Raw genomic sequence first — 21,797 nt, forward strand, 5'->3', positions numbered from 1 at the left:
TGCCTCAGATGGGGTTCCCGAACTCGCGGATGGTGATTCCCGTGAAGGTCGCGGGGCCGCCGTCGGCGTAGAGGGAGATTCCCGTATCGCCGTCGGCAAAGTGGACCTGCTGCGAAAGCACCGTGTGCCCGGCGTTCACGAACACTTCCACGCTCTGCTTGTCCACGAAGATCCGCAGGTGCACCGACCTGGCGTTGGCGTCGATCGGCGCGGCCGCCCGGGTGTAAGGCACCAGCGAGTAGCCGGCCAAGTCCGACGGCGCGCGGTCCACGTAGAGGTCCCCGCCGTATTTCCCGATGTTGGTGTGCCGTGAGCCATCGGTGGAGCGCCCCACCGAAACCCCGACGTTCGCTGCAGTGTCCCAGGCAATGTCCAGCTCCAGCTCGTAAGCCTGCCCGTTCCAGGGCAGTACGTAACTGCCGTTGACCGTTCGGTTTGGAAGGCTGGTGGTGGATGTGACGTATCCGGACAGGGCACTGACGGGGCTGCTGAGGAGTGAGTACCAGCCGCCGCCCTGCTTCTCGAGCCGAAGCTCGCGCGTGATGGAATTCTGGCCGTTGTAACCATCGGAGGCATCCGTGGGAACGTCGCGGGCCGCGTACTTCCAGTTGTTCATCCAGGCCGTTGCAAGACGCTTGGTTTCGGGTGCATCCACGGACGGCCAGGTCACCGCGGCGTACCAGTCCCAGCCCCAGTCGAGCCATTGCGGAGTGAGGTTGTCGGCGATAAAGGCGGTGCCGTTCCAGGTGCCCGTCCAGTAGGCGTAGGTCATGGGCAGCCCGATGCTGTACGCATCCATGCTTGCCCCGAACACCCAGTGCCGTGTCCCATCGCCCGCCGTCATCTCAAACAGGTCCGGACATTCGGTGCCGCCAAGGGCATGGTTGGGGTAGTCGAAGTTGGATTTCCATTGCCAGTTCCGAAGGTTCGGCGAGGTGTAGAAAGCCGCGTACCTGGCCCGTCCGATCACGCAGACCCATTCGCCGCGCACGGCGTCCCAGTGGATCTTGGGGTCCCGGAACCACTCGGCGTTCTCGATTTCGGCCTGTGTGGTCGCCGTCCGGCCGTCGGTGTTCACGATCACCGGATCCGGCAGGGGAGTGAACGTGTAGCCTCCGTCAGTGGACCAGTACAGGTATTGCTCCTGGTACTTGCGGATGCCGTCGGTCGGTTTGGTGGCCAGTACGACGACGGCTCCCGCACCAAAGCCGGCGGTGTTGGCCGTGTCCACCACGGCTGAACCGGACCATACGGGGAAGTTCGGTTGGAGGGGGAGGACCGCGCCGTGGTGGGTGAACGACACGGCATCGGTAGTGGAGGCGTGGTCCCAGCCGCCCTGCCCGTTGTTGACGCTCGAGTGCAGGTAATAGAGCTGGTACGCACCGTTCGTGTAGACGGGCCGCTGCGGATCGCACAGCCAGCCTGTGGGTGGAGTCATGTGGTAAACCGCCCTCAACGAGGGTGAAGCGTGGGCCGCGCCGGCAGTGGCGCCGCCCACCAGCGCGGCCAAGGCACCGGCACCTGTTCCTTGCAGGAGCGTCCTTCGGGAGAAATTGAGCGTCATGAAGTGGTTTCCTCTCAAGCATTCATTGGTTGAGAACGCCATGGGAGTCCGGATGCAGTGCTGAATCCGGGCACGCCAAAGTGCGCCGTCAAAGGGCTGGGATTACTTCTTCCGGGGGCCATCATTCAAGGCGTCCGCTCGGCGTCGAGGGGCGCGGGTGTGCCATCGGTAGCAAGGACGTTAGCCGTTTGGAGTTTTGTTGGTCAAGCGTTTTAGCGAAGAAAGTTTTCGTCGGAAATTAACTTTGCTAAAACGCTTGATCAACCAACGTGACCTACGCTACCTTCATGGTGATCAAACGCTTTAGCAGAATGGACATCAGCGCAGATGAAACGCCCGGTCTTCTTCCAGCCCACCGATGGATGGGTTGGCGATCTCATCCCCTTCGAGAAGGACGGGGAGTTCTGGCTCTTCTACCTCCACGAAGAACGCTCCACCCCCAAGCCAGGCACCTCCTGGAACCTGGTAACCACCAAGGACCTGACCCAATTCGAGAACCACGGCGTCTCCCTGCTGCACGGCAGTGAGCATGAATCCGACTTCAACGCCTACACCGGCAGCGTGGTGACCGACGACGACGGTACCCACCACTTGTTCTACACAGGGCAAAACCCCCGCCACCTCGGGGCGGACGGACTGCCGCTACAACTGGTCATGCATGCCACGAGCCAGGACGGCATGCGCAGCTGGACCAAGCACCCGGAACTGACATTCGGAGCTCCGGAAGGCTACGAGTCCGGAGACTGGCGGGATCCGTTCGTCTTCCGCGACGAGGCCAACGGCCAGTGGCGGATGCTGATCGCCGCCCGTCACGCAAACGGTCCGGAACGGCGCCGCGGCGTGATCGCCCAATGCACCTCCACGGACCTGGTGACGTGGGAGTATGCCGAACCGTTCTGGGACCCTCGCCGCTACATCACCCATGAATGCCCGGACGTCTTCGAATGGGGTGACTGGTGGTACATGGTCTACTCCGAGTTCTCCGAATCCTTCACCACCCGGTATCGCATGGCGAAAAGTCCGGATGGCCCGTGGCAGGTTCCGGCCCTGGACAGCATCGATGGGCGCGCTTTCTACGCCTCCAAGACAGCCGGCCGCGACGATCGCCGCTTCTTCTTCGGCTGGATCGCCAGCAAGGAAGGGAATGCCGACGACGGTGCGTGGCAGTGGGCGGGAACCATGTCCGTCCTGGAAGCCCGGCAGAACCCGGACGGAACCCTCGGGTTCGGGTTCGCTGACGAACTGGTGGAGGGCTTCTGGGAGGAGGTGCCGGTGTCCATCGCCAATGAACTCCCGGTCACCCTCAATGTCCCGGACGGCTACGCGGCGATCGTTTCCGAGGAAGAGTTGCCCAGCCAGTTCTACGCGAAAGCCGTCTTCGACATCGCGCCGAATACCACCGAATGCGGGCTCCTGCTCAGGTCAGGCCACGACGGCGACGAATCGTACGTCGTCCGCCTGGAACCCAAACGTGGCCGCCTGGTCTTTGACCGCTGGCCGCGGAAGGTCACCGGAGATGCGCAGTGGCACGTCTCGGGCGATGTGCCCTTCAGCATCGAACTCGAACGCCCCTGCGACCTCACCCCCGGCGAGCACACGCTTGAGGTCATCGTCGACGGCGACCTGTGCGTCGCCGTCGTCGACCGCCAAGTTGCGCTGAGCGCAAGGATTTATGACCGCCCAAGCGGCCGGATCGGCGTCTTTACCGGCGAAGGTTCCGCAACCGTCGTGGAACTCGACATCCGTCAACGCACCGACAACTGAACATCCCCAACCCCAACACCCAGACCAATCAAGGGAGATTGCCCCCATGAAGAAGCTATTCCGAGTCGCTGCCGTAGCCGCGGCAGCAGCCCTGGCCCTGACAGCCTGTGGCGGCGGCGGAAATGCCAGCAGCCCGGCCGACGTGAACCCCACAGGCGAGATCAAACCACGCGAGATCTCCTGGTTGCTCTCCAGGCCGGCCGACGGCGCCGTCATTAACATCATGAAAAAACTCGCCGATGACTACGCCAAGGACCACCCGGGCTTCTCGCTGAACCTCATCACCACCCCGGACCGGCCGTCCTACATCCAGAAGCTCGAAACCCTGGCCGCGGCCAACAAGCTGCCGGAGTTGTTCGATACCGATGCCACACCGTTCGCCCAGCAACTGGCCAAGCAGGGCAAGATGCTCGATGCGGACAAACTGCTCAAATCCCTGGGCCTGTACGACAACTACCGGCCCGGAGCCCTGGACTACCAGCGCTTCGACGACGGCTCGCTGTACATGATTCCGTTCCAGTTTGAATTGGAATTCATTTGGTACAACAAGGCGCTGCTGGAGAAAGCCGGCGTCTCCGTCCCGAAGTCGCTCGACGACATTCCGGCCATGTGCACGGCGCTGCGCTCTGCAGGCGTGACGCCTATTGCCATCGATGGCCAGGACCAGTGGCCGCTGGAACGCTATGTTGCCTACCAGCCGTTCCGGGAAGCCGGACCGGACTTCGTGCAGAAACTGAAGAAGGGTGACGCGTCCTTCAAGGATGCCGCCGGGCAGAAGACCGTCAACTGGATGGCTGAGCTCGGCAAGGCCAAGTGCTTCCAGGACGGCTTCTCCGCCCAAGGCTACTCCGATGCGCAGAACCAGTTCACCTCCGGGCAGGCCGCCATGTACAACATCGGCACGTGGGAACTCCCCAGCCTCGCAACGGACAAGCTGAACCCGGCAGTCCGGGACAACGTTGACTTCTTCACTTTGCCAACCACGGCGAATTCGGTGACGGCCGCGAACGAGTTCGTCTCGCCGTCGGGCATCGGCATGGCCGTGAACGCCAAAACCTACGACCCCCTGGTGAGCGACTTCCTGAAGTTCGCCCTGCAGAAGTACCCGAGCGAGTACGCCGCAACAGGAGCCCTCTCGCCCACCACCAACGTGCAGACCGCCGTCCCGGCCAACGCCACTCCGCTGTACAAGAAGGCCTTGGATGCGGCCAACAACCTCGGTTCCAAGCAGGCCATGCCGTGGGATACGCAGCTCGACCCCACCACCAACGGGCGTCTCCAGCAAGAACTGGTCCTCTTGGTGCAGGGCAACATCACGCCCGAGCAGTTCACCAACACCATGGACGACACCATCAAGCAGAACGCTCCGAAGTTCTTCAAGTAAGGCAGTTCTCCCAGTAGATCCCAGCGGCGGGGGATCGCACGGTCCCCCGCCCGAAAGGCCCACACCATGCTTCCCAACAGGTCAAAGACATCAGTCCTGGTCTTCCTGCTTCCGCCGCTGCTGCTCTACGGCGCAGCGGTGCTCTTCCCGATCCTCCAGTCCTTGTTCCTGAGCTTCTTTTCGTGGAACGGCATCAGCGAGATGGAGTTCGTCGGCCTAGCCAACTACGTCAGGATGCTGACCGGCGACGACATCTTTTGGCGATCCTTTGGCAACGCGCTGGTCTATCTGGCGATCTGCCTGGTCCTTCAGCTCGGCGGAGCATTGGTGGTGGCCAGCCTGCTGACCTCGCTGACCCGTGGCAGGGAACTGATCAAGACCCTCTACCTGCTTCCTGCAGTCATCTCCACGGTTGCCATCGCTTTCCTCTTTGTCCGGATCTACTCGATCGATCCCGTCGGCCTGCTCAACCAGCTGCTCCACTGGATGGGCTTGGGTGACCTGGAGCGTGCGTGGTTGTCCGACGTCAATACCGTGCTGGCCGCCGTTTCCGCACCTGAGGGCTGGCGGTTCACGGGTCTCTACATGCTCATCATCTACGCCGCCCTGATCGCAGTTCCCAAGGAGCTGGAAGAAGCCGCAGTCCTGGACGGCGCCTCGAAGTGGACCCTGTTCACCAAGATCCGATTCCCCTATATCAGGCCAGTATGGATCACCACCACCATCATGGCCACCACATACGGCCTGCGCGGCTTCGATATCCCTTACCTCATGACCAACGGCGGACCGGGGCAATCCTCGGAATTGCTCACTACCTACATGTACAAGACCGCGTTCACCAGCACCGACTTTGGTTATGCCAGCACCATTTCCGTGTTCATCGTGCTCGAGTGCCTGGTCGCCGTGGGCCTCATCCTGTTCATGCTCAAGCGAAAGGCTGACTCATGATCGCCCAGACAGCACCTGCCACCCACACCCCGCCGGTCCCGCCGTCGTCGCGGCCCGTGGCGACGCGCAGGCGCCGGAAGCCGAACCTGTACCGGACGCTGTCCAAGGTCCTGATCATGCTGATCGTGATCGTCCAGGTCTACCCGTTGGCGTGGCTGTTCCTGACCAGCCTGCGGACCGAGCACGACTTCGCAACAGGCGACCCGTTCGCCCTGCCCGGGGCATGGACGTGGGACAACTATGCGCGGGCCTTCGAAACGGGGGACCTGGGCCGGAACATCCTCAACAGCTTCATCGTCACCATGGGCGCCAACCTGTTGATCGTGCTGTTCGGCATGATGGCAGCCTACGCGATCCAGGTCCTCGGGTTCCGGCTCAGCAAGTTCGTCCGGGGACTGTTCCTGATCGGCATCATTGTGCCAGTCCAGATCGCCCTGGTTCCGCTGTTCATCGATTACTCCACGGTGAACCTGCTGGACACGTACCAGTCGATGATCATCCCGTTGGCCGGATTCGCGCTTCCCATGTCCATCTACCTGTTCTCTTCCTTCTTCGAGTACATCCCGCGCGAAACGTATGAGGCGGCGTCGCTGGACGGTGCCGGACCCTACCGGATCTTCGGCCTGATCACCCTGCCCTTGTCCCTGAACACCGTGGTGACGGTGGTGTTGGTGAACAGCATCTTCATCTGGAACGACTTCATCTTCGCCAACACCTTTGTTCTCTCGGAGGAGCTGAAGACCATTCCGCTCGGCCTGCAGAACTACATCGGGGCCATGGGCAAGGTGGACTGGACTGCAACGTTCGCGGCCGTTTGCGTGACGATCACTCCACTGCTCCTGGTCTTCCTGGTGCTGAACAAAGCAATGATCCAGGGCCTGGAGAGCGGAGCGAACAAGGGATGACGGCCACTGCGGATGGATATACTCCTGATGGAGGGCAGATGATTTCGCAGGAGAAAGATCCAGGCACGCCGGCGACCCCCGGCGCTCCTGTCGGAACAGGCCGCGCACATCCGGTGACCCTCCGCGAAGTTGCCGAAGAAGCCGGCGTATCAACGGCCACGGTCTCCCTGGTCATCAACAAGAAGAAAAACGCGCGCATCGCCGAGGAGACCCGCCAACGGGTCAAGGATGCCATCCGGAAGCTCGGCTACCGGCCCAACGCGATGGCCAAGACCCTCGTCAGCGGCACCTCCAAGTTCATCGGGCTCGTGGCTGACGGTGTAGCGACTACCCCCTTCGCAGGCCAGATCATCCATGGTGCACAGGACGAAGCCTGGAAGCACGGGTACGCCCTACTGATCGCCAACACCGAAGGCAACCTTGACCTGGAAAACGATGCGATCAACATGATGCTCGAATACAAAGTCCGCGGGATCCTGTACTCGACGTGGTTCCACCGGACCACCGAGATTCCGGAAACCCTGCGCGAGGCCGACTTCGTGCTGGTCAACTGTTTCTCCCCGGAGCCCGGGGCAGCACGCGCCGTGGTTCCGGATGAAGCCCAGGGTGGGCAGTCGGCTACGGACATCCTGATCCGCGGCGGCCACCGTCGCATCGCCTTCATCAATGCCACCACCCCTGCGCCTGCCCGGGATGGCCGGCTCGAGGGGTACAGGAAATCACTGGAGGCCGCCGGTATTGCCTTCGATCCCGGCCTTGTCCTGGAGGCGTACCCGGACCAGGAGGGCGGGTACGGCGCTACCAAGGAATTGCTCAAACGCGATATCACCGCCGTTTACTGCTACAACGACCGGATGGCCATGGGCCTCTACGACGGCCTCCGGGAGAACGGGCTTTCCATTCCGGACGATATCGCCGTGGTGGGTTTCGACAACCAAGAGGTCATCGCCGCGCACCTGCGCCCGCCCCTCTCCACGGTCTCCCTGCCGCACTACGAACTGGGCGCCGCAGGCGTCCGCCTCCTGCTGGGGCTGGACACGGCTCCCGCGGACTCGGCACTGAAGATTGAGTGCCCGGCCGTGGAACGCGCCTCGGTTGCGGTGCCGTCCAAGGCATAGGCGGCAGTGGGGCCTTGCGTTCAACGCACGACGACGGCTGGTCACCTCAGGTGACCAGCCGTCGTCGTACTTCACTTCAGTCGGGCCGCCTCACTCCGGGGGCGTGTTCCCGAACGTCGGGTCCGGGTGCGGAGGAGGGGTTGCCGGACCTGGGTCCGGGACCGGCAACGGACCGGGCTCGGGGCCTGGGTCCGGCATCGGTGGGGGGAATGGTTGCGTCGGGTCCGGCGGCGGTTGCACCGGCCCAGGTTCCGAAGGTGGTTGCGTTGGCCCGGGCTCGGGCGGGAACGGATCGGGTTCGTGCTGTGGAGGAAGGGTCATCATCTCTCCTTGGAACTCGTTGTTTCGGTCCTCTTGCTGGAGGGGCCAGCCTACGCCCCTTGGGAGCGTGAGGCTACGGGCCCGAAGATTCGCGCGGGTGGCGTCAGCTGTCCCGCTGGTGTGCCACCACGCGGATGGTTTTCAGCCCGGGATCGGCCGGATCCGGCAGGACCATGCCGGCCTCCGCGCCTGAGCGGAGGTAGTCCAGAACCCGCTGGTTGATGCGTTCTCCGGGCAGCACTGCGGGGATGCCCGGCGGGTAGGGTGTGATCTGTTCAGCGGAAATCCTGCCGGCGGCTTCGTCGAACGGCACGTTCTCGACTGGCCCGAAGAAGGCATCGCGGGGCAGCATGACGGCATCTGCCTCAAGGTCTTTCCACTCCGGGAGCTCCACCTTTTTTGGCTCGGGCATGTCGGGTGCCGCCTTGATCAACTGCCGGAGGCCGTCAAGCAACCGGCCGGTGGTTTCTTCGTTGTCAGCCTGGGAGAGGGTCGCCTCGATCCGCCGATGGTCGTTGAGTCCGACGTCGAGCCGGCAATTGGCGCGGAGCCAGTCGGCCGCCTGGTAGCCGCTGATTCCCAGCCCGGAGACGTCCATCAGCACATGCAGGGGATCGAAATCGTGGGAGGCCTCCGCCCTGATGAGTTCGGGCCCCAGCACATGGATTCCCTCAAGCTGTTCGATGTCCTCACGGACGCGGTCCGTGAGGTTCAGCGTCCTTTCAAGGATGTTCGTGCCGTCCTGCACCATGTGCCGACGCCAGCCGTCTATTGCGGCGTAGATCATCACGTTCGCGCTGGTGGTGGAGAGAAGGTCAGCGCACTGGCTGAGCCTGGTGCTGTCCACGAGGTTCCCCTGGAGGTGGTAGATGGACCCCTGCTCGAAGCCCATGCCCATCTTGTGGACGCTGACCACGCAGATGTCGGCGCCGGCATCCATGGCCCAGGTCGGCAGCCTGTCGTGGAAGGGCAGGTGGGCGCCCCACGCTTCGTCGATGATCAGCGGCTTGCCCCGAGAGTGGCAGATTTCGGCAATCTTTGCGATGTCTGCGCAGGTGCCGTAAGGGGTGGGGCTGGGGATGAGGGCGGCCCTCGCATCGGGGTACCGCTGCCACATCTTCTCCACTTCTTCCGGGGAAGGCGGGTGGGCGATGTGCAGTTCGGAGTCGTACTGCGGATTGATCCAGCGCGGCTGCAGACCGGACAGGATGAGGCCCGCCACCACGGATTTGTGGGCGTCACGCCCGATCAGCAGGTCACCCTTTCCTTGGGTGACCGCCAGGATGGAGGCCTTGACCGACAGGGAACTGCCACATGTGGAGAAGAAAGCCTTGTCTGCGCCGACTGCCTCTGCCATCAGTTGTTCCGCCGTGCTGAGGTAGCCGTTGGAGGACTTGCGGTCATCCAGGCCCGCAGTGGAGAGCACATCCGAATGGAAGGTGTCCTGCCCGAGAGCTTCGCGGGTGCGCACGTCAGCACCCCGGCCTTGGCGGTGGCCCGGCGGGGTGAATCCGTAACGGTCCATCCGGTGGTAATCGGTCAAGGCGTCAAGAATGGGTGCTTTGCTCTGATCCACGTGGGCCGGCTTTGACCCTGCCGAACTGGAATGCAGCGCTGTCCTGGTGCAGGGACTGGTCAAGGGTGTGGGATTTCCGGATGTCCGGATCGTCCGGAGTGCCGCAGGGCCCAACTCTTCTGACGCTGGCGCTCTTTCCGGCGGGGCGCCAGGTGTTCTTGCTGCACGGAAAGCAGCCCATGGCGTGCCGACGGTCCTCCTCTACGCCCACCACGATGTCCAACCTCCCGGGCCACTGGATGAATGGGCCTCCACACCCTTCGCCGCCATGCGCCGCGACGGCCGCTTATGGGGCCGGGGAGCCGCGGACAACAAGGCAGGAATCGTCATGCACCTCGGCGCCGTGGATGCGCTGGACACCGTGATCGGTTCCGTAAACGGCCTGGGGATCCGGGTGTTCATCGAGGGGGAGGAAGAAGCAGGATCGCCCACGCTGCCCGCGTTCCTCAAAGAGTTCGGTCCCGATCTCCAAGCCGACGCGGCCATCGTTGCCGACTCCGGAAGCTGGGCCGTCGGAACTCCCGCCCTCACCACCAGCCTCCGCGGACTGGTGGACGGAACCATCCACGTGCGCGTCCTGGACCATGCCCTGCACTCCGGAACATATGGTGGCCCACTGCTCGACGCGCTCGCCGTCCTGGCCCGGCTCATGGGCACTTTCCATGACGACGACGGTTCTGTCGCCGTCGAGGGGCTGACTCAAGGCCCGACTCCGGCCGTGGAAATGGACGAGGATACCTTCCGTCGCGATGCCGGCGTTGTGGATGGCGTGCACTTGGCAGGTGCAGGCTCCCTCACAGCCCGCTTGTGGAACGCACCTTCCCTCTCCTTCATAGGGCTCGATGCCCCGCCCACCGCCTCGGCCGGAAATGTGCTCCTCCCTGAGGCCACCGTGAAATTCAGCCTTCGCCTTCCTCCAGGCAACGACCCCGACCAAGCCATGGACGCCCTGCGGCGCCACGTCGCGAAGCACACGCCTTTCGGTGCCGCGGTCACGTTTACTCCGGGATCCCGAAGCAAGCCGTTCAACGTGGATTTGGATAGCCCTATGATCCGTTCAGCCCTCTGGTCCCTCGAAACGGCCTGGGGAGCCGGGCCGGTAGCAATGGGCGTGGGCGGATCGATACCCTTCGTGGCTACCCTCGCGGAAGCACAGCCCGGGTGCTCCGTCCTGGTGACCGGCGCTGAAGACCCCGACTCGCGGGCGCACGGGGCCAACGAATCCGTGCACCTCGGGGAGTTAAGGAACGCGATCGTGGCGGAAGCGTTGTTCTTGGCGAAACTGGCCGTATCAGGCACTTGACCCATGCTTGAGGACCGGTCGATGCTGGAATCACCGCGCTTTTCATCCAGGGGGACACTCGCATGCACAGGGGCCGGAACCAATGACGGAGCAGGCAGCCCATATTGACCAATCACTGCGGACGCCCGCCGAGCGTTCCCGGACGTTCATGGGGATTCTGGTCAACACCGCTGCGGCAAATATCACCACGAGCTACCTCTGGTTTGCCCTGACGTTCTGGGTATATCTGGAAACCCGCAACGTGATTGCCACGGGCGTGGTCGGCGGGGCGTACATGCTGTTGATCGCCCTCTCGAGCATCAGTTTCGGCACCTTCGTGGACCGCTACCGCAAGCTTGCGGTCATGCGTTTCGCGGCCGCCTTCACCCTGCTGATGTTTGCGGTGGCGGGCATCGTTTTCCTGCTGGTGCCCACCGGCCCGCTCTTGGATCTCGGGCAGCCTTGGTTCTGGGCCTTCACCCTCATCATCCTGGTGGGCGCGGTGGTGGAGAACATGCGCAACATCGCCTTGGCTACTACGGTCACCATCCTCATTGAGCCTGAACGCCGGGCCAACGCGAACGGGCTGGTGGGCATGGTCCAAGGCCTGATGTTCATCGTCACTTCGGTGCTTTCGGGCCTGTCCGTGGGCCTCGTCGGCATGGGCTGGACGATTGTTGTGGCCTTGGTCCTCACTGCCCTCGCCTACGGGCACCTCCTGACGTTGCGAATGCCCGAAGAGCTTCAGCCAGCGGTCACCGATGCCACTGGCGGGTTCGATCTGCGGGGATCATTTGCAGCCGTCATGGCCATTTCCGGCTTGTTCGCGCTGATCATCTTCTCCACGTTCAACAACTTCGTGGGCGGGGTGTACATGGCACTGATGGATCCATATGGCCTGGAGATGTTTCCCGTGGAGCTTTGGGGCACCTTTTTCGCCGTGGGGGCCAGCGGGTTCATCGTTGGCGGAGCTTTGGTGGGAAAGTTCGGGTTAGGAGCCAATCCCTTGCGCACCATGCTCTGGGCCGTTGCTGCCATGGGTGTGCTCGGAGCCGTGTTCACCGTCCGGGAGTGGCCGTGGTTGTACATCGCCGGGATCTGGCTGTATTTGACGCTCGTGCCGATCGTCGAGGCGGCCGAACAGACCGTGATCCAACAAGTGGTTCCGTTGCCGCGGCAAGGCAGGGTCTTCGGATTCGCCATGGCGTTCGAGTCCGCCGCGGCACCGGTCACCGCCTTCCTGATTGCTCCGATCGCGCAGTTCTGGATCATCCCGTATGCCCGCTCGGCAGAAGGATCCGCGAAGTTGGCGCCGCTCCTGGGTGAAGGTACGTCCCGGGGCATCGCCCTGGTCTTCCTGGTGGCTGGGATCCTCATGATCGTTGCGGCATTCTTGGCTTTCCTCACGCCTGTTTATCGACGCGTCTCGGCTTCCTACACAGAGAAGGCTGCCGGGGCGCTTGCTGAAGGCTAGTGCAGGATTCACGACGGCGGCGAACTCGCCGCTGCTGACCCGCGCCCCCGGATCAAGGTGACCGTCCGGCATTGGAGAAGGAGTTTTCGTGGATGCGCGGAGGCTGCCAAGCTCACTCGCTCACACCGGGTCGGGGCTGCCTGGGTACTTTGGCGACTTGTAGAGGAGGGGTGGTCGGGATTCTCTGGGGGTGTTTCCACATAGGCATTTTGCGCTCTGCTTCTGTTGGTTGGTTGCAGCAAGACTGTTCTCATGGACGGGATTTCGGCGGGGCAGCACAGTGGCGATGGTGACGCCGCGGATAATCCTGTCCCTGTCCCTGAAACGCCCGTCGACGCGCGTGCCTCGATTGCGGGGTTGATCGCTGCAGTTGGTGCACTCGAACCCACGGGCGGGAGTGGATTGTTGGTGGATCAGTTGCGTGGCTTGGAGCATTTGAAGTCGGCGGTGGCGGCGGCGCAGGCCAGGGTGGCTGTGGCGTTTGATCTGGCCCAGCGGCGGGAGCAGGCCGAGGCGGGAGTGCCGGTGGCTGAGCGGGGTAAGGGGGTTGCGGCGCAGGTGGCATTGGCGCGGCGTGAGTCCCCGAATAAGGGGTCCCGCCTGCTGGGGTTGGCCAAAGCGCTCGTGACGGAGATGCCGCGGACGTTGGCTGCCTTGGAGAACGGGCAGTTGAACGAGTGGCGTGCCACGTTGCTGGTGAAGGAAACGGCCTGCCTGAGCGCTGAGGACCGTTGCGCGGTGGATGAAGAACTCGCCCCTGACCTGGGCACCTTGGAGGGTGCGGGGGATCGGCGGATTGTTGCCGCGGTGAAGGCCGCTGCCTATCGGCGCGATCCCCGTTCGGTGACACGGCGGGCCGCGCACGCTGCGAATGAGCGATGTGTGAGCCTGCGTCCTGCCCCGGACACGATGACGTATCTGACGGCACTGTTACCTGTAGCCGAGGGTGTGGCAGCGTACGCGGCGTTGTCGCGGGCTGCTGATACGGCCCGCTCTGGTGGGGATGCCCGTTTGCGAGGGCAGATCATGGCCGACACCCTGGTTGAGCGGCTCACGGGCACGCCGGGCGGGATTACGGGTGTGCAGGTTGAACTGGTCATGACGGACAGGACTTTGTTGCAGGGCGATAGCGAACCGGCACGGTTGAAGGGCTACGGGGTTGTTCCGGCCGGCTGGGCGAGGGAGCTGGTCAAACGTAATGGGACCGGTTCGCTGGTGAGGCAAACCGCAGCCGGGTCTCGAACTGAGGGGAGGCCGCTACCTGCCGGGTCGTCTGCTGCGGGGACTCCCTCCGGTGGGAGCGAGCAACCCGATGAACAACCTACCCAAGCGCCTGCGGAGTTCCATGTCTGGATCCGAAGGCTCTATACCGCTCCGGGAGCCGACGAACTGCTGGCCACCGATTCGAGGGCGCGTTTGTTCCCGAGGGGGCTGCCGCGGTTAATCGAGACCCGTGATGACACGTGCCGTACACCGTACTGTGACGCGCCCATCCGCCATTACGACCATGTCCTGGCGTGGCACGCGGGTGGGACCACGAGCTTGGACAATGGCGCAGGTCTGTGTGAGGCGTGCAACCACACGAAGGAGAACCCCGGCTGGAAGACCAAGCCAGGAGTACGAGGATCCCGAGCCGTGGAGGTCACAACCCCCACCGGCCACCGCTACCAATCCACTGCACCCCCGCTACCCGGTAACGGGAACGCATCGATAGGAAAGTCGATAGGAAAGCGGAACAGCCCGCCGGGAGGCTTGGACCCTCAAGCACCATCGAGGACTGGGAAACGGCCACGCCAGCGAACCAAAGTACCGGCCGCAGTACCGTCCGAAATTCCATGACGGCAGGTCCTGTGACTGCCTGACTTGGAATGCGCCAAAAACTTTTCAAAAAAGTCCGTACCCCGCGTAACCCTATGGCGTACCCGAACGATTACCTCTGTGAAAGGGCCGAGCTGGAATTTGTCCCCCATCATGTTCCAGCTCGGCTCTTCCTTTGTCCCATGGCGGTTTCCGGAGTTCGACGGAGATTTCCGGAAGACATGGTGGGCTGTCGCGTCGTCGGCCTGGCAGAGCAGATAACCTAGGTGAGGTCGTGAGCCCAGCTGTGGCGAACGAGCTGGCTCAAGCCACGGACCTGCCGCCGATCGAAAGTCTCTTCAGTGACCGACGCATTGACCGATGAAGCGCTTCTTGCACTCAGGGGCAATAACGCGGAATTGTTCAGCGCCGTCTACCAGGCCTTCGCCGGCCAGGTGCTCGGTTACTTGACGGCCAAGGGGGTACCTGATGCCGAAGCCGTCACGCAGGATGTTTTCCTGGCCGTCCTGCCCCGCGTTGATGACCTCAACGGGGGCGTGAACGGGCTGAGGACTTTCGTTTTTTCGGTGGCACATGCCCGCATGGTTGATGAGCACCGGAAGCAAAGCCGGGCGCCCGAGCAGCACGAGTTCGAGGCCGATCGCGACACCCGCGAATCCGGTTCAGCCGAGTCGGAAGCCTTGGACCGGTTGGCGCCGCAGGAGGTCGCTAAACTCCTCGATTGCCTCGGGGACGAACAGCGGGAGGTTCTCACGCTGCGCATCGTGGCGGGACTGACGGTTGAACAGGTTGCCGACATCATGGGGAAATCTGCCGGGGCAGTGAAGCAACTGCAACGGCGTGCACTGATCACGCTCCGTGAGCATTCGGTAGTAAAGGAATACGTGTCGTCATGACGTACAGGGAATTGGACCGCACGGGGATCGTCGAGGATCTCCTGCTCGAAGCCGACCTTCGCGGCGATTCCGACCTCCGGGAAACGTTGCTCGCCCTGGGCTCTTACTCCAAGCTGCAGGCGCCCGAGCCCAACGCCGAGCTTGCCGCCATGCTGGCCGGACCCCACGACGAGCTCGCCAAACGGCGCTGGAAGCACAAGCATCGTGCCGCCGTCGTGGGCGTTGCGGTGGTGGCCGCCATGGGCCTGGGCGTCAGTGGAGTGGCTGCCGCGAGTTCGGGCCATGGTTGGACGTCCGCTTTCATCAGCGACTTCTTCGCCAACCTTGCTCCTCACAAATCGGGCACCCCCACGGCGCTGCCAACCCCGGATGCCCCGAAAGTCATTACCGAGCCCGCTCCGGGGAGTGATCCGGCGGCCATTCCGTCCGTACCGGTCCCGGTGGAGACCCATGACGTCCCCGAGGGCACAGCGCCGGCCCAACAAGAAGCGGTAAAGGACTCCTCTGCGGGCGACATGCGCGAATCTGCTGCCGATCCAGGGAATGCCGGCCAACCGGATAATGCTGCCCAACCGGGTAATGCTGACCGGCCCGGGAAAACCGATCCGGAGCAGGCAAAGCCGACTCCTCCCGGGCACGCCAAGCCAGGGCCTGTGATCGCTACCAAGCCTGCCAAGGCGGAGCCCGGTTCCCGAGGCGCCAAGCAAGGAAACCAGGGTCAGGGCGCGGACAAACAAGCGGATGGCAGCGGCCACTCCGTGGTGGATGCGTTGAAAGGGTGGCTGTTGCCCCGGAAGAATGTCCTGGACCCCGGGGAGTAGGCTGGGCGCATGATGCGTCTCAACGATCCGGCCGTCGTAGAGCGGCTGATGCTGACAAAGGGCACGTGGGCAATCGTCGGCTTGAGCAACAATGAGTGGCGTTCAGCCTATGACGTCTCCCTCTACGTCCGCGACAAAATGGGCATGGAGATCATCCCGGTGAACCTCAAGGGCGAGGATGTCCACGGCGAGAAAGGCTACAAAACGCTCGCCGACATCCCTGCCGGGAAGCACCCCATCGATGTTGTTGATTGCTTCGTCAATTCCGGGCTGGTGGGGGCCGTGATCGACCAGGCAATTGCTGTTGGGGCAAAGGCTGTTTGGCTGCAGTTGGGAGTGTTCGACGACGACGCTTGCCAACGCGCCCGGGACGCCGGACTGGACGTCGTGGTCAACTCGTGCCCGGCACGTGAAGGCTGGCATTACGGCCTGTAAAGAGCAGGGCTGTTCTCCTGCTACTCTTCAGCTGAATCATTCCTCAAGACATAGGGGATAGCCGTGTGTGACCAGCACCCTGCCACGCCATTTTCCGTGCCCAGCAGGCGCACTCTTCTCGGGGTGCTTGGTGCTTCGCTTCTTGCCGGAGTTACCGGGTGCGGCGTCGGAGATAGTACGACGCCGGCGCTGACGCAGGCTCCCCCTTCCACCGCGCCTGAGGTGCCGGGCGCCAATGGCGCATTTGCCCCGGGTGGCGAGGTCCCGACATCGGACGCTTCCCCCTCGCGGACACCGACGCCGACGGCCACGAAACGTATTCGCCGCACCTTTATCCCCGACTACCAGTTGCCGCCGGTGGTGGGCGGACTGGCTCCGGTGATCACCAAAATCCCGACGAAGCACCCGGTGGTATTCCTCACCATCGATGACGGCAACATCAAGACGCCGGAATCCGTCCAGCTCCTGGCGCAGTACGATTATCCGGCGTCGCTCTTCCTGACCAAGAACACGATCGCGGAAAACCCGTCGTTCTTCAAGGCCTTTGAGGCGCAAGGCAGCCTGGTGGAAAACCATACGGTGACGCACAACATCAACATGGTGCAGCAGTGGGGCTACCAGCAGCAGTTCAACGACATCCTGGGCATGCAGGATTATGCGCTCCAGCAGTATGGCCGGACGCCGACGTTGTTCAGGCCACCGGGCGGTGCCTACTCGAATGCGATGCGGCAGGCGGTGGCGGCTGCCGGCTTGAAGGCGATCATTACCTGGGAAGCCAAGGCGAACGCCGGCAAGATGGACTATCAGGTGGGCAACGCCCTGCGTCCGGGCGATATTGTGCTGATGCATTTCCGTGCCGAGTTTGCTGCCGATTTTGCTGCCTTTCGGGAAGCCCAGCTGGCGGCCGGCCTCGAAGTGGTGTTGCTCGAAGACTTCCTCGGGGTGGCGTAGCGGGCTAGTACCCTCGAACCATGGACGTTTCCAGCCTTCGCGAGATCTGCCTCAGCTTCCCGGGCGCGTTCGAAGACTTTCCTTTCGGGCCCGAATTGTCGGTGTTCAAGGTCCGCGCTGCCGTGGCCGGGGGTGCAAGGCATGAAGCCAAGATGTTCGCCCTTTCTGCAATGAACCCGGGCAACTGGTCGGTGAGCCTGAAATGCGAGCCTGCCTTGGCAGAACAGCTGCGGGCGGCACATCCCGAGATCACCGGCGCGTGGCACCTGAACAAGACTCACTGGAACGGTGTCCGGCTGGATGGAGAACTTCCCGACGCCATGATCAGGGACATGGTGGAGGACTCGTATGACCTGGTTGTGGCCACCCTCAGCCGCAGGCAGCAGGAACAACTTGGCTGGGCGCGCCTGAGCAACTCGTGAGCGCAAAACTGCCTTGACCTTCGGTGCCCGAAACCCTCCCCGATTCGCCTGCATAGAGCTACATTGAGAGTGCAAACCGGAGGGTAACTGGTTCTTACATATGATCACACTTTGACAAATCTTGATTGAAACTGCCGAGAAATATTGATTTTCGATCATTCGTGGTGAAGTATGTCACACGAAGGTTGATGCTGTAGAGCGTCAGCCCAGACCGACCGACTGAACGGCCCCAGCCGCCGGAGTCGGCCTTACGAGTCACAAAGGGGTATTGAAATGACGATTCAGAACCAGTCCCTTGGCCGCCGCGGATTCCTTCGCGGAGCACTTGCTGCAGCTGTGCTGGTCCCCATGGGCGGAAGCATTGCATCCTGTGCAGCCGGCGGCGGCGGAACCAATGCTGGTCCCACGGGCACGGTCTCGGACACCAACCCGTTCGGCATGGCGGACAAGTCCACCGTTGATGCCGTGATCTTCAAGGGCGGCTACGGAATCGACTACGTCGAATTCGCAGGCAAGGCTTTCGAAAAGGCGCACGATGGCTCAACCGCCAAGATCGCACCCTCCACGGACATCGCCCAGGAGCTCCAGCCGCGTTTCGTCGGTGGGAACCCGCCGGACCTGATCGACAACTCCGGCGCCAAGGCAATCGGCTTCAGCACCATCCTTGCCCAGCTCGAGGACCTCAACAGTGTTGTGGAGGCCAAGAACCTGGAGGGGAAGGTCATCAAGGACACGCTCTACACAGGGGTCCTGGCCCCGGGCACCTTCGACGGCAAGCTTGCCGCACTCAACTACGTGCTCACCGTGTACGCCGTTTGGTACTCCGACGCGCTGCTCAAAGACAATGGTTGGACGGTCCCGAAGACCTGGGACGAGATGTATGCTCTCGGTGAGCAGGCCAAGGCAAAAGGTAAGTACCTGTTTGTCTGGGGCAAGGAAGCAGCCACCTACTACCAGGAAATGGCAATCGCCTCGGCCATTAAGGAGGGCGGAGACGAAGTCCGTCTTGCGCTGGAGAACCTCAAGGCGGATTGCTGGTCGCACCCTGCCATCCAGTCCGTGTTCACGGCACTGGACAAGATCGTCAAGGCGGGATTCTTCAAGCCCGGCGGATCGGGCACCCAGTTCACCGCAGCGCAGGCACAGTGGAGCAACGCCCAGGAAGCTGTCTTCTACCCGTCCGGTTCCTGGATCGAAAACGAGATGAAGGACCAGACCAAGGCAGGCTTCAAGATGACAGGCGCTCCTGTCCCGTCGGTCAGTGCAAGCCCCAAGATGCCATACACCGCACTGCACAGCGCGGCAGGAGAGCCGTTTGTTGTTCCGTCGCAGGGCAAGAACGTGGCCGGCGGCAAGGAGCTGCTGCGCGTCATGCTCTCCAAGGATGCTGCCACCAACTTCGCCAAGACCAAGTTGGCTCCCACGATCGTCAAGGACACGGTCCCCGAAGACGGATTCGGTTCCACGGCACTGGTGTCACAGACCAAGCTCCTCAAGGATGCCGGCGAGCACATCTACACCTGGAACTTCATTGACCTTTACGGCACCAATAAGGACCAGCTGGTTGTTTGGAACACGTTCCTCGACGGCAAGTCGGACGTGGCAACGCTGACCTCGGCCCTTCAGGGCATCACGGACAAGGTCCGTAACGACAGTTCGGTCAAGAAGATTGAAGTGAAGTGACCGTAGTGAAAACGCAGCAGAGCCGGAACGACGACGGTGCTGCCGCCGTCGTCGTTCCGGCCACGGCTTCGCCGGTACTGGTGAAGCGGCGACGCAAGCCGCTGACGTGGGACAAGATCAGTTTCTTCGCGGTGTTCCTTGGACTGCCGCTTGTTATATACCTCTTGTTCGTGATCTGGCCCTTCATCCAGGCGTTCGGCTACTCGTTGACCGACTGGTCCGGGTTCTCGCCCAACCAGAACTTCATTGGCCTGGACAACTACGTCAAGATCTTCACGGACGATATCTTCATGAAGGCCATGGGGAACAACATCCTTCTGGTCATCTTCCTGCCGATCATCACCATCATCCTGAGCCTGGTCCTGGCCACCTTGGTCACTGTGGGTGGCAGCAGCAAGGGCCAGATCAAGGGCCTGCGCAACTCCAGCTTCTACCGCGTGGTGTCCTTCTTCCCGTACACGATCCCCGCGATCGCGATCGGCATCATGTGGGGACAGATCTACGATCCCTCGGGCGGGCTCTTGAACGGCATCCTGCGGAGCATCGGCCTGGACCAGTTCAAGGACTTCGCATGGCTGGGCAACAAAGACACGGCCATGATCGCCACCATGTTCGTGATCGTGTGGGGCTTTGTCGGTTTCTACATGGTCTTGTTCGTGGCGGGCATCAAGGGTATCCCGGCCGAACTCTTCGAAGCGGCCAGGATCGACGGGGCAGGACGGTTCCGTACTGCCGTGTCCATCACCATCCCGCTGATCCGCGACAACATCCAGACCGCTTACATCTACATGGGCATCCTCGCGCTGGACGCCTTCGTCTATATGGCAGCCCTCAACTCCGGCGGCGGTCCCGACAACTCCACGCTGGTCATGTCCCAGCAACTGTTCTTCACGGCCTTCAGCAAGGGCCAGTTCGGCTTGGCAAGTGCCATGGGCGTAGTCCTGGCAATTACCACCCTGATCTTCTCCGGCCTGGTGTTCCTGGTGAACAGGCTCACCGGCGGCGATAAGGATGTGAGCAACTGATGACCACCAAGGTTGCAACCCCTGAAATGAAGTCCCTCCACTTCCAACCGCGGACGCCGGCCACAACCCCGGGCGACAAGGTCGTGGGTGCGGTGTCGCACACTGCGCTGACCATCTGGTCACTCATCGTGATTCTGCCGCTCTTGTGGACGTTCATGTCCTCCTTCAAGACGTCCAGCGAGATTTTCGCCTCCCCGTTCGCTTTGCCGTCCGTATGGCGTTTCGATAACTACGTGAAGGCCTGGAGCGAAGCGGGGATCGGAAGCTACTTCCTGAACTCGGTAATCGTGGTGGGTTCTGCCCTGGTGATCGTCATGGTGCTCGGCGCAATGTGTGCCTACGTCCTTGCGCGCTACACGTTCCCCGGAAGCCGGGCGATCTATTACCTGATGCTGGCGGGGCTGACCTTCCCCATCTTCCTGGCCATGGTGCCATTGTTCTTTGTCTTGAAGAACATGGGCCTCCTGAACACGCTGCCCGGCTTGATCCTGGTTTATGTCGGTTTCGCCCTGCCGTTCACGGTCTTCTTCCTGTTCTCGTTCTTCAAGTCCCTCCCGCACGAGATCACGGAGGCTGCAGCACTTGACGGGGCGGGTGAGTGGAGGACGTTCTTCCAAGTGATGCTGCCGATGGCCAAGCCCGGACTCGCTTCCGTGGCCATCTTCAACTTCCTGGGCCTTTGGAACCAGTTCCTTATTCCGGTTTCCATCAATGCGGCCGGCCCCCGGGTGTTGTCGCAGGGCCTCGCGGCCTTCGCCGGGCAGATGGGTTACGCCGTGGACTTCGGGGCCTTGTTTGCCGCGGTCACCGTAACCGTGGTGCCGGTGCTGATCGTCTACATCATCTTCCAGCGCCAACTCCAAGGTTCTGTTTCACAGGGAACCATGAAGTAGGACGGGAACCTTGAAATAGCGCAAGCAAGCTAAAACGCACGACGGCGGTTCGCACCTATGGTGCGGACCGCCGTCGCTCTGCTTGCGAAAGGACCCTCCGACTCTGGAAGGATGGAAGGGAACTTATTATCCAAGGAAAGGCTGGAAGCCCGTGATCTTTATTGTGGTCAAATTCAAGGTCAAGCCGGAGTGGTCCGAGCGCTGGTTGGACCTGGTGGCCGACTTTACCGAAGCTACCCGCCAGGAGCCGGGCAACCTGTGGTTCGATTGGTCCCGCAGTGTGGACAACCCCAACGAGTTCGTCTTGGTGGAAGCCTTCAAGGACGCCGCCGCCGAGGCCCACGTCAACAGCGCGCACTTCAAGAAGGCCATGGCCGACATGCCGCAGGCCCTCGCCGAGACGCCCCAGATCATCAGCCGCCAGATCGAAGGCAGCGGCTGGGACCGCATGGGCGAGCTGACCGTCGAGGCGTAGGGCGTACCGCCACGACCCACTTTGAACTCGAAACGCTCCCGA

The 21,797-nt window shown here is 62.4% G+C and carries 18 protein-coding genes and 1 pseudogene; 17 read left to right on the forward strand and 2 right to left on the reverse strand.

Translation table 11 applies throughout. From position 1 onward, the window contains the following. Positions 1-4: 4 nt before the first annotated feature. Positions 5-1,564 carry a glycoside hydrolase family 32 protein gene (locus ACIPY2_RS10415; RefSeq protein WP_400266310.1) on the reverse strand — a complete coding sequence of 520 codons (1,560 nt, stop codon included), beginning with the start codon at positions 1,562-1,564 and terminating at the stop codon, positions 5-7. A 327-nt stretch (positions 1,565-1,891) separates the two neighbouring features. Here ACIPY2_RS10415 and ACIPY2_RS10420 point away from each other — a divergent pair, with 327 nt between their 5' ends. The 5 genes from ACIPY2_RS10420 (at position 1,892) to ACIPY2_RS10440 (ending at position 7,683) form a co-directional block, all read left to right on the forward strand. Next, entirely contained in the window at positions 1,892-3,328 is a 1,437-nt protein-coding gene (locus ACIPY2_RS10420) for a GH32 C-terminal domain-containing protein (protein ID WP_400266311.1), read from the forward strand. A 46-nt stretch (positions 3,329-3,374) separates the two neighbouring features. Continuing rightward, positions 3,375-4,712: an ABC transporter substrate-binding protein gene (locus ACIPY2_RS10425; RefSeq protein ID WP_400266312.1), complete on the forward strand. Its 1,338-nt coding sequence runs from the start codon at positions 3,375-3,377 to the stop codon at positions 4,710-4,712. A gap of 66 nt (positions 4,713-4,778) precedes the next feature. Continuing rightward, complete coding sequence (locus ACIPY2_RS10430) at positions 4,779-5,660, forward strand: carbohydrate ABC transporter permease (protein ID WP_400266313.1); 882 nt, start codon at positions 4,779-4,781, stop codon at positions 5,658-5,660. Beyond that, on the forward strand, positions 5,657-6,565 hold the full coding sequence (locus ACIPY2_RS10435) for a carbohydrate ABC transporter permease (RefSeq protein WP_400266314.1): 909 nt from the start codon (positions 5,657-5,659) through the stop codon (positions 6,563-6,565). Before ACIPY2_RS10430 ends, ACIPY2_RS10435 begins: the two co-directional genes overlap by 4 nt. A gap of 38 nt (positions 6,566-6,603) precedes the next feature. After that, positions 6,604-7,683 carry a LacI family DNA-binding transcriptional regulator gene (locus tag ACIPY2_RS10440; RefSeq protein ID WP_400266315.1) on the forward strand — a complete coding sequence of 360 codons (1,080 nt, stop codon included), beginning with the start codon at positions 6,604-6,606 and terminating at the stop codon, positions 7,681-7,683. Between the two features lie 424 nt (positions 7,684-8,107). Here ACIPY2_RS10440 and ACIPY2_RS10445 read toward each other — a convergent pair whose 3' ends face one another. After that, positions 8,108-9,580, reverse strand: coding sequence for an aminotransferase class I/II-fold pyridoxal phosphate-dependent enzyme (locus tag ACIPY2_RS10445; RefSeq protein WP_400266316.1), 1,473 nt, complete (start codon positions 9,578-9,580; stop codon positions 8,108-8,110). A 16-nt stretch (positions 9,581-9,596) separates the two neighbouring features. On the opposite strand from ACIPY2_RS10445, the pseudogene ACIPY2_RS10450 reads away from it, so the two are divergent. The 12 genes and pseudogenes from ACIPY2_RS10450 to ACIPY2_RS10505 all read left to right on the forward strand — a co-directional run. Continuing rightward, positions 9,597-10,883, forward strand: a pseudogene (locus ACIPY2_RS10450) (M20/M25/M40 family metallo-hydrolase); the annotation flags it as partial. Between the two features lie 82 nt (positions 10,884-10,965). Next, positions 10,966-12,336, forward strand: coding sequence for an MFS transporter (locus tag ACIPY2_RS10455; protein WP_400266317.1), 1,371 nt, complete (start codon positions 10,966-10,968; stop codon positions 12,334-12,336). Between the two features lie 252 nt (positions 12,337-12,588). Further along, on the forward strand, positions 12,589-14,175 hold the full coding sequence (locus tag ACIPY2_RS10460; RefSeq protein WP_400266318.1) for a DUF222 domain-containing protein: 1,587 nt from the start codon (positions 12,589-12,591) through the stop codon (positions 14,173-14,175). A gap of 320 nt (positions 14,176-14,495) precedes the next feature. Then, entirely contained in the window at positions 14,496-15,050 is a 555-nt protein-coding gene (locus ACIPY2_RS10465; protein ID WP_400266319.1) for an RNA polymerase sigma factor, read from the forward strand. Continuing rightward, positions 15,047-15,871 carry a hypothetical protein gene (locus ACIPY2_RS10470; RefSeq protein WP_400266320.1) on the forward strand — a complete coding sequence of 275 codons (825 nt, stop codon included), beginning with the start codon at positions 15,047-15,049 and terminating at the stop codon, positions 15,869-15,871. The genes ACIPY2_RS10465 and ACIPY2_RS10470 overlap by 4 nt, the downstream gene beginning before the upstream one ends. Before the next feature lie 9 nt (positions 15,872-15,880). Beyond that, positions 15,881-16,306, forward strand: a complete 426-nt coding sequence (locus ACIPY2_RS10475) for a CoA-binding protein (RefSeq protein ID WP_400266321.1) — start codon at positions 15,881-15,883, stop codon at positions 16,304-16,306. Positions 16,307-16,429: 123 nt separating this feature from the next. Then, positions 16,430-17,257 (forward strand): polysaccharide deacetylase family protein, encoded by an 828-nt coding sequence (locus ACIPY2_RS10480; RefSeq protein ID WP_400266322.1) that lies wholly within the window; start codon positions 16,430-16,432, stop codon positions 17,255-17,257. Positions 17,258-17,277: 20 nt separating this feature from the next. Continuing rightward, entirely contained in the window at positions 17,278-17,679 is a 402-nt protein-coding gene (locus tag ACIPY2_RS10485) for an MmcQ/YjbR family DNA-binding protein (protein WP_400266323.1), read from the forward strand. Positions 17,680-17,952: 273 nt separating this feature from the next. Continuing rightward, positions 17,953-19,362: an N-acetylglucosamine/diacetylchitobiose ABC transporter substrate-binding protein gene (gene ngcE, locus ACIPY2_RS10490; RefSeq protein WP_400266324.1), complete on the forward strand. Its 1,410-nt coding sequence runs from the start codon at positions 17,953-17,955 to the stop codon at positions 19,360-19,362. Continuing rightward, positions 19,359-20,387, forward strand: coding sequence for a carbohydrate ABC transporter permease (locus tag ACIPY2_RS10495; RefSeq protein ID WP_400266325.1), 1,029 nt, complete (start codon positions 19,359-19,361; stop codon positions 20,385-20,387). Before ngcE ends, ACIPY2_RS10495 begins: the two co-directional genes overlap by 4 nt. Continuing rightward, positions 20,387-21,280, forward strand: coding sequence for a carbohydrate ABC transporter permease (locus ACIPY2_RS10500; protein ID WP_400266326.1), 894 nt, complete (start codon positions 20,387-20,389; stop codon positions 21,278-21,280). The genes ACIPY2_RS10495 and ACIPY2_RS10500 overlap by 1 nt, the downstream gene beginning before the upstream one ends. A 151-nt stretch (positions 21,281-21,431) precedes the next feature. Beyond that, a complete protein-coding gene (locus tag ACIPY2_RS10505) occupies positions 21,432-21,755 on the forward strand; it encodes a putative quinol monooxygenase (protein ID WP_400266327.1) in 324 nt (107 codons plus the stop codon). The last annotated feature ends 42 nt before the right edge of the window (positions 21,756-21,797 follow it).

Origin of the sequence: Paenarthrobacter sp. NPDC089675 (assembly GCF_044749185.1) — a bacterium.
Classification (GTDB): domain Bacteria; phylum Actinomycetota; class Actinomycetes; order Actinomycetales; family Micrococcaceae; genus Arthrobacter.

Excerpts from the sequence above, each read along its gene's own strand:
- ACIPY2_RS10415 (WP_400266310.1), bottom strand. The coding sequence starts at position 1,564 with ATGACGCTCAATTTCTCCCGAAGGACGCTCCTGCAAGGAACAGGTGCC.
- ACIPY2_RS10420 (WP_400266311.1), top strand. The coding sequence starts at position 1,892 with ATGAAACGCCCGGTCTTCTTCCAGCCCACCGATGGATGGGTTGGCGAT.
- ACIPY2_RS10425 (WP_400266312.1), top strand. The coding sequence starts at position 3,375 with ATGAAGAAGCTATTCCGAGTCGCTGCCGTAGCCGCGGCAGCAGCCCTG.
- ACIPY2_RS10430 (WP_400266313.1), top strand. The coding sequence starts at position 4,779 with ATGCTTCCCAACAGGTCAAAGACATCAGTCCTGGTCTTCCTGCTTCCG.
- ACIPY2_RS10435 (WP_400266314.1), top strand. The coding sequence starts at position 5,657 with ATGATCGCCCAGACAGCACCTGCCACCCACACCCCGCCGGTCCCGCCG.
- ACIPY2_RS10440 (WP_400266315.1), top strand. The coding sequence starts at position 6,604 with ATGATTTCGCAGGAGAAAGATCCAGGCACGCCGGCGACCCCCGGCGCT.
- ACIPY2_RS10455 (WP_400266317.1), top strand. The coding sequence starts at position 10,966 with ATGACGGAGCAGGCAGCCCATATTGACCAATCACTGCGGACGCCCGCC.
- ACIPY2_RS10460 (WP_400266318.1), top strand. The coding sequence starts at position 12,589 with ATGGACGGGATTTCGGCGGGGCAGCACAGTGGCGATGGTGACGCCGCG.
- ACIPY2_RS10470 (WP_400266320.1), top strand. The coding sequence starts at position 15,047 with ATGACGTACAGGGAATTGGACCGCACGGGGATCGTCGAGGATCTCCTG.
- ACIPY2_RS10475 (WP_400266321.1), top strand. The coding sequence starts at position 15,881 with ATGATGCGTCTCAACGATCCGGCCGTCGTAGAGCGGCTGATGCTGACA.
- ACIPY2_RS10485 (WP_400266323.1), top strand. The coding sequence starts at position 17,278 with ATGGACGTTTCCAGCCTTCGCGAGATCTGCCTCAGCTTCCCGGGCGCG.
- ngcE (WP_400266324.1), top strand. The coding sequence starts at position 17,953 with ATGACGATTCAGAACCAGTCCCTTGGCCGCCGCGGATTCCTTCGCGGA.
- ACIPY2_RS10500 (WP_400266326.1), top strand. The coding sequence starts at position 20,387 with ATGACCACCAAGGTTGCAACCCCTGAAATGAAGTCCCTCCACTTCCAA.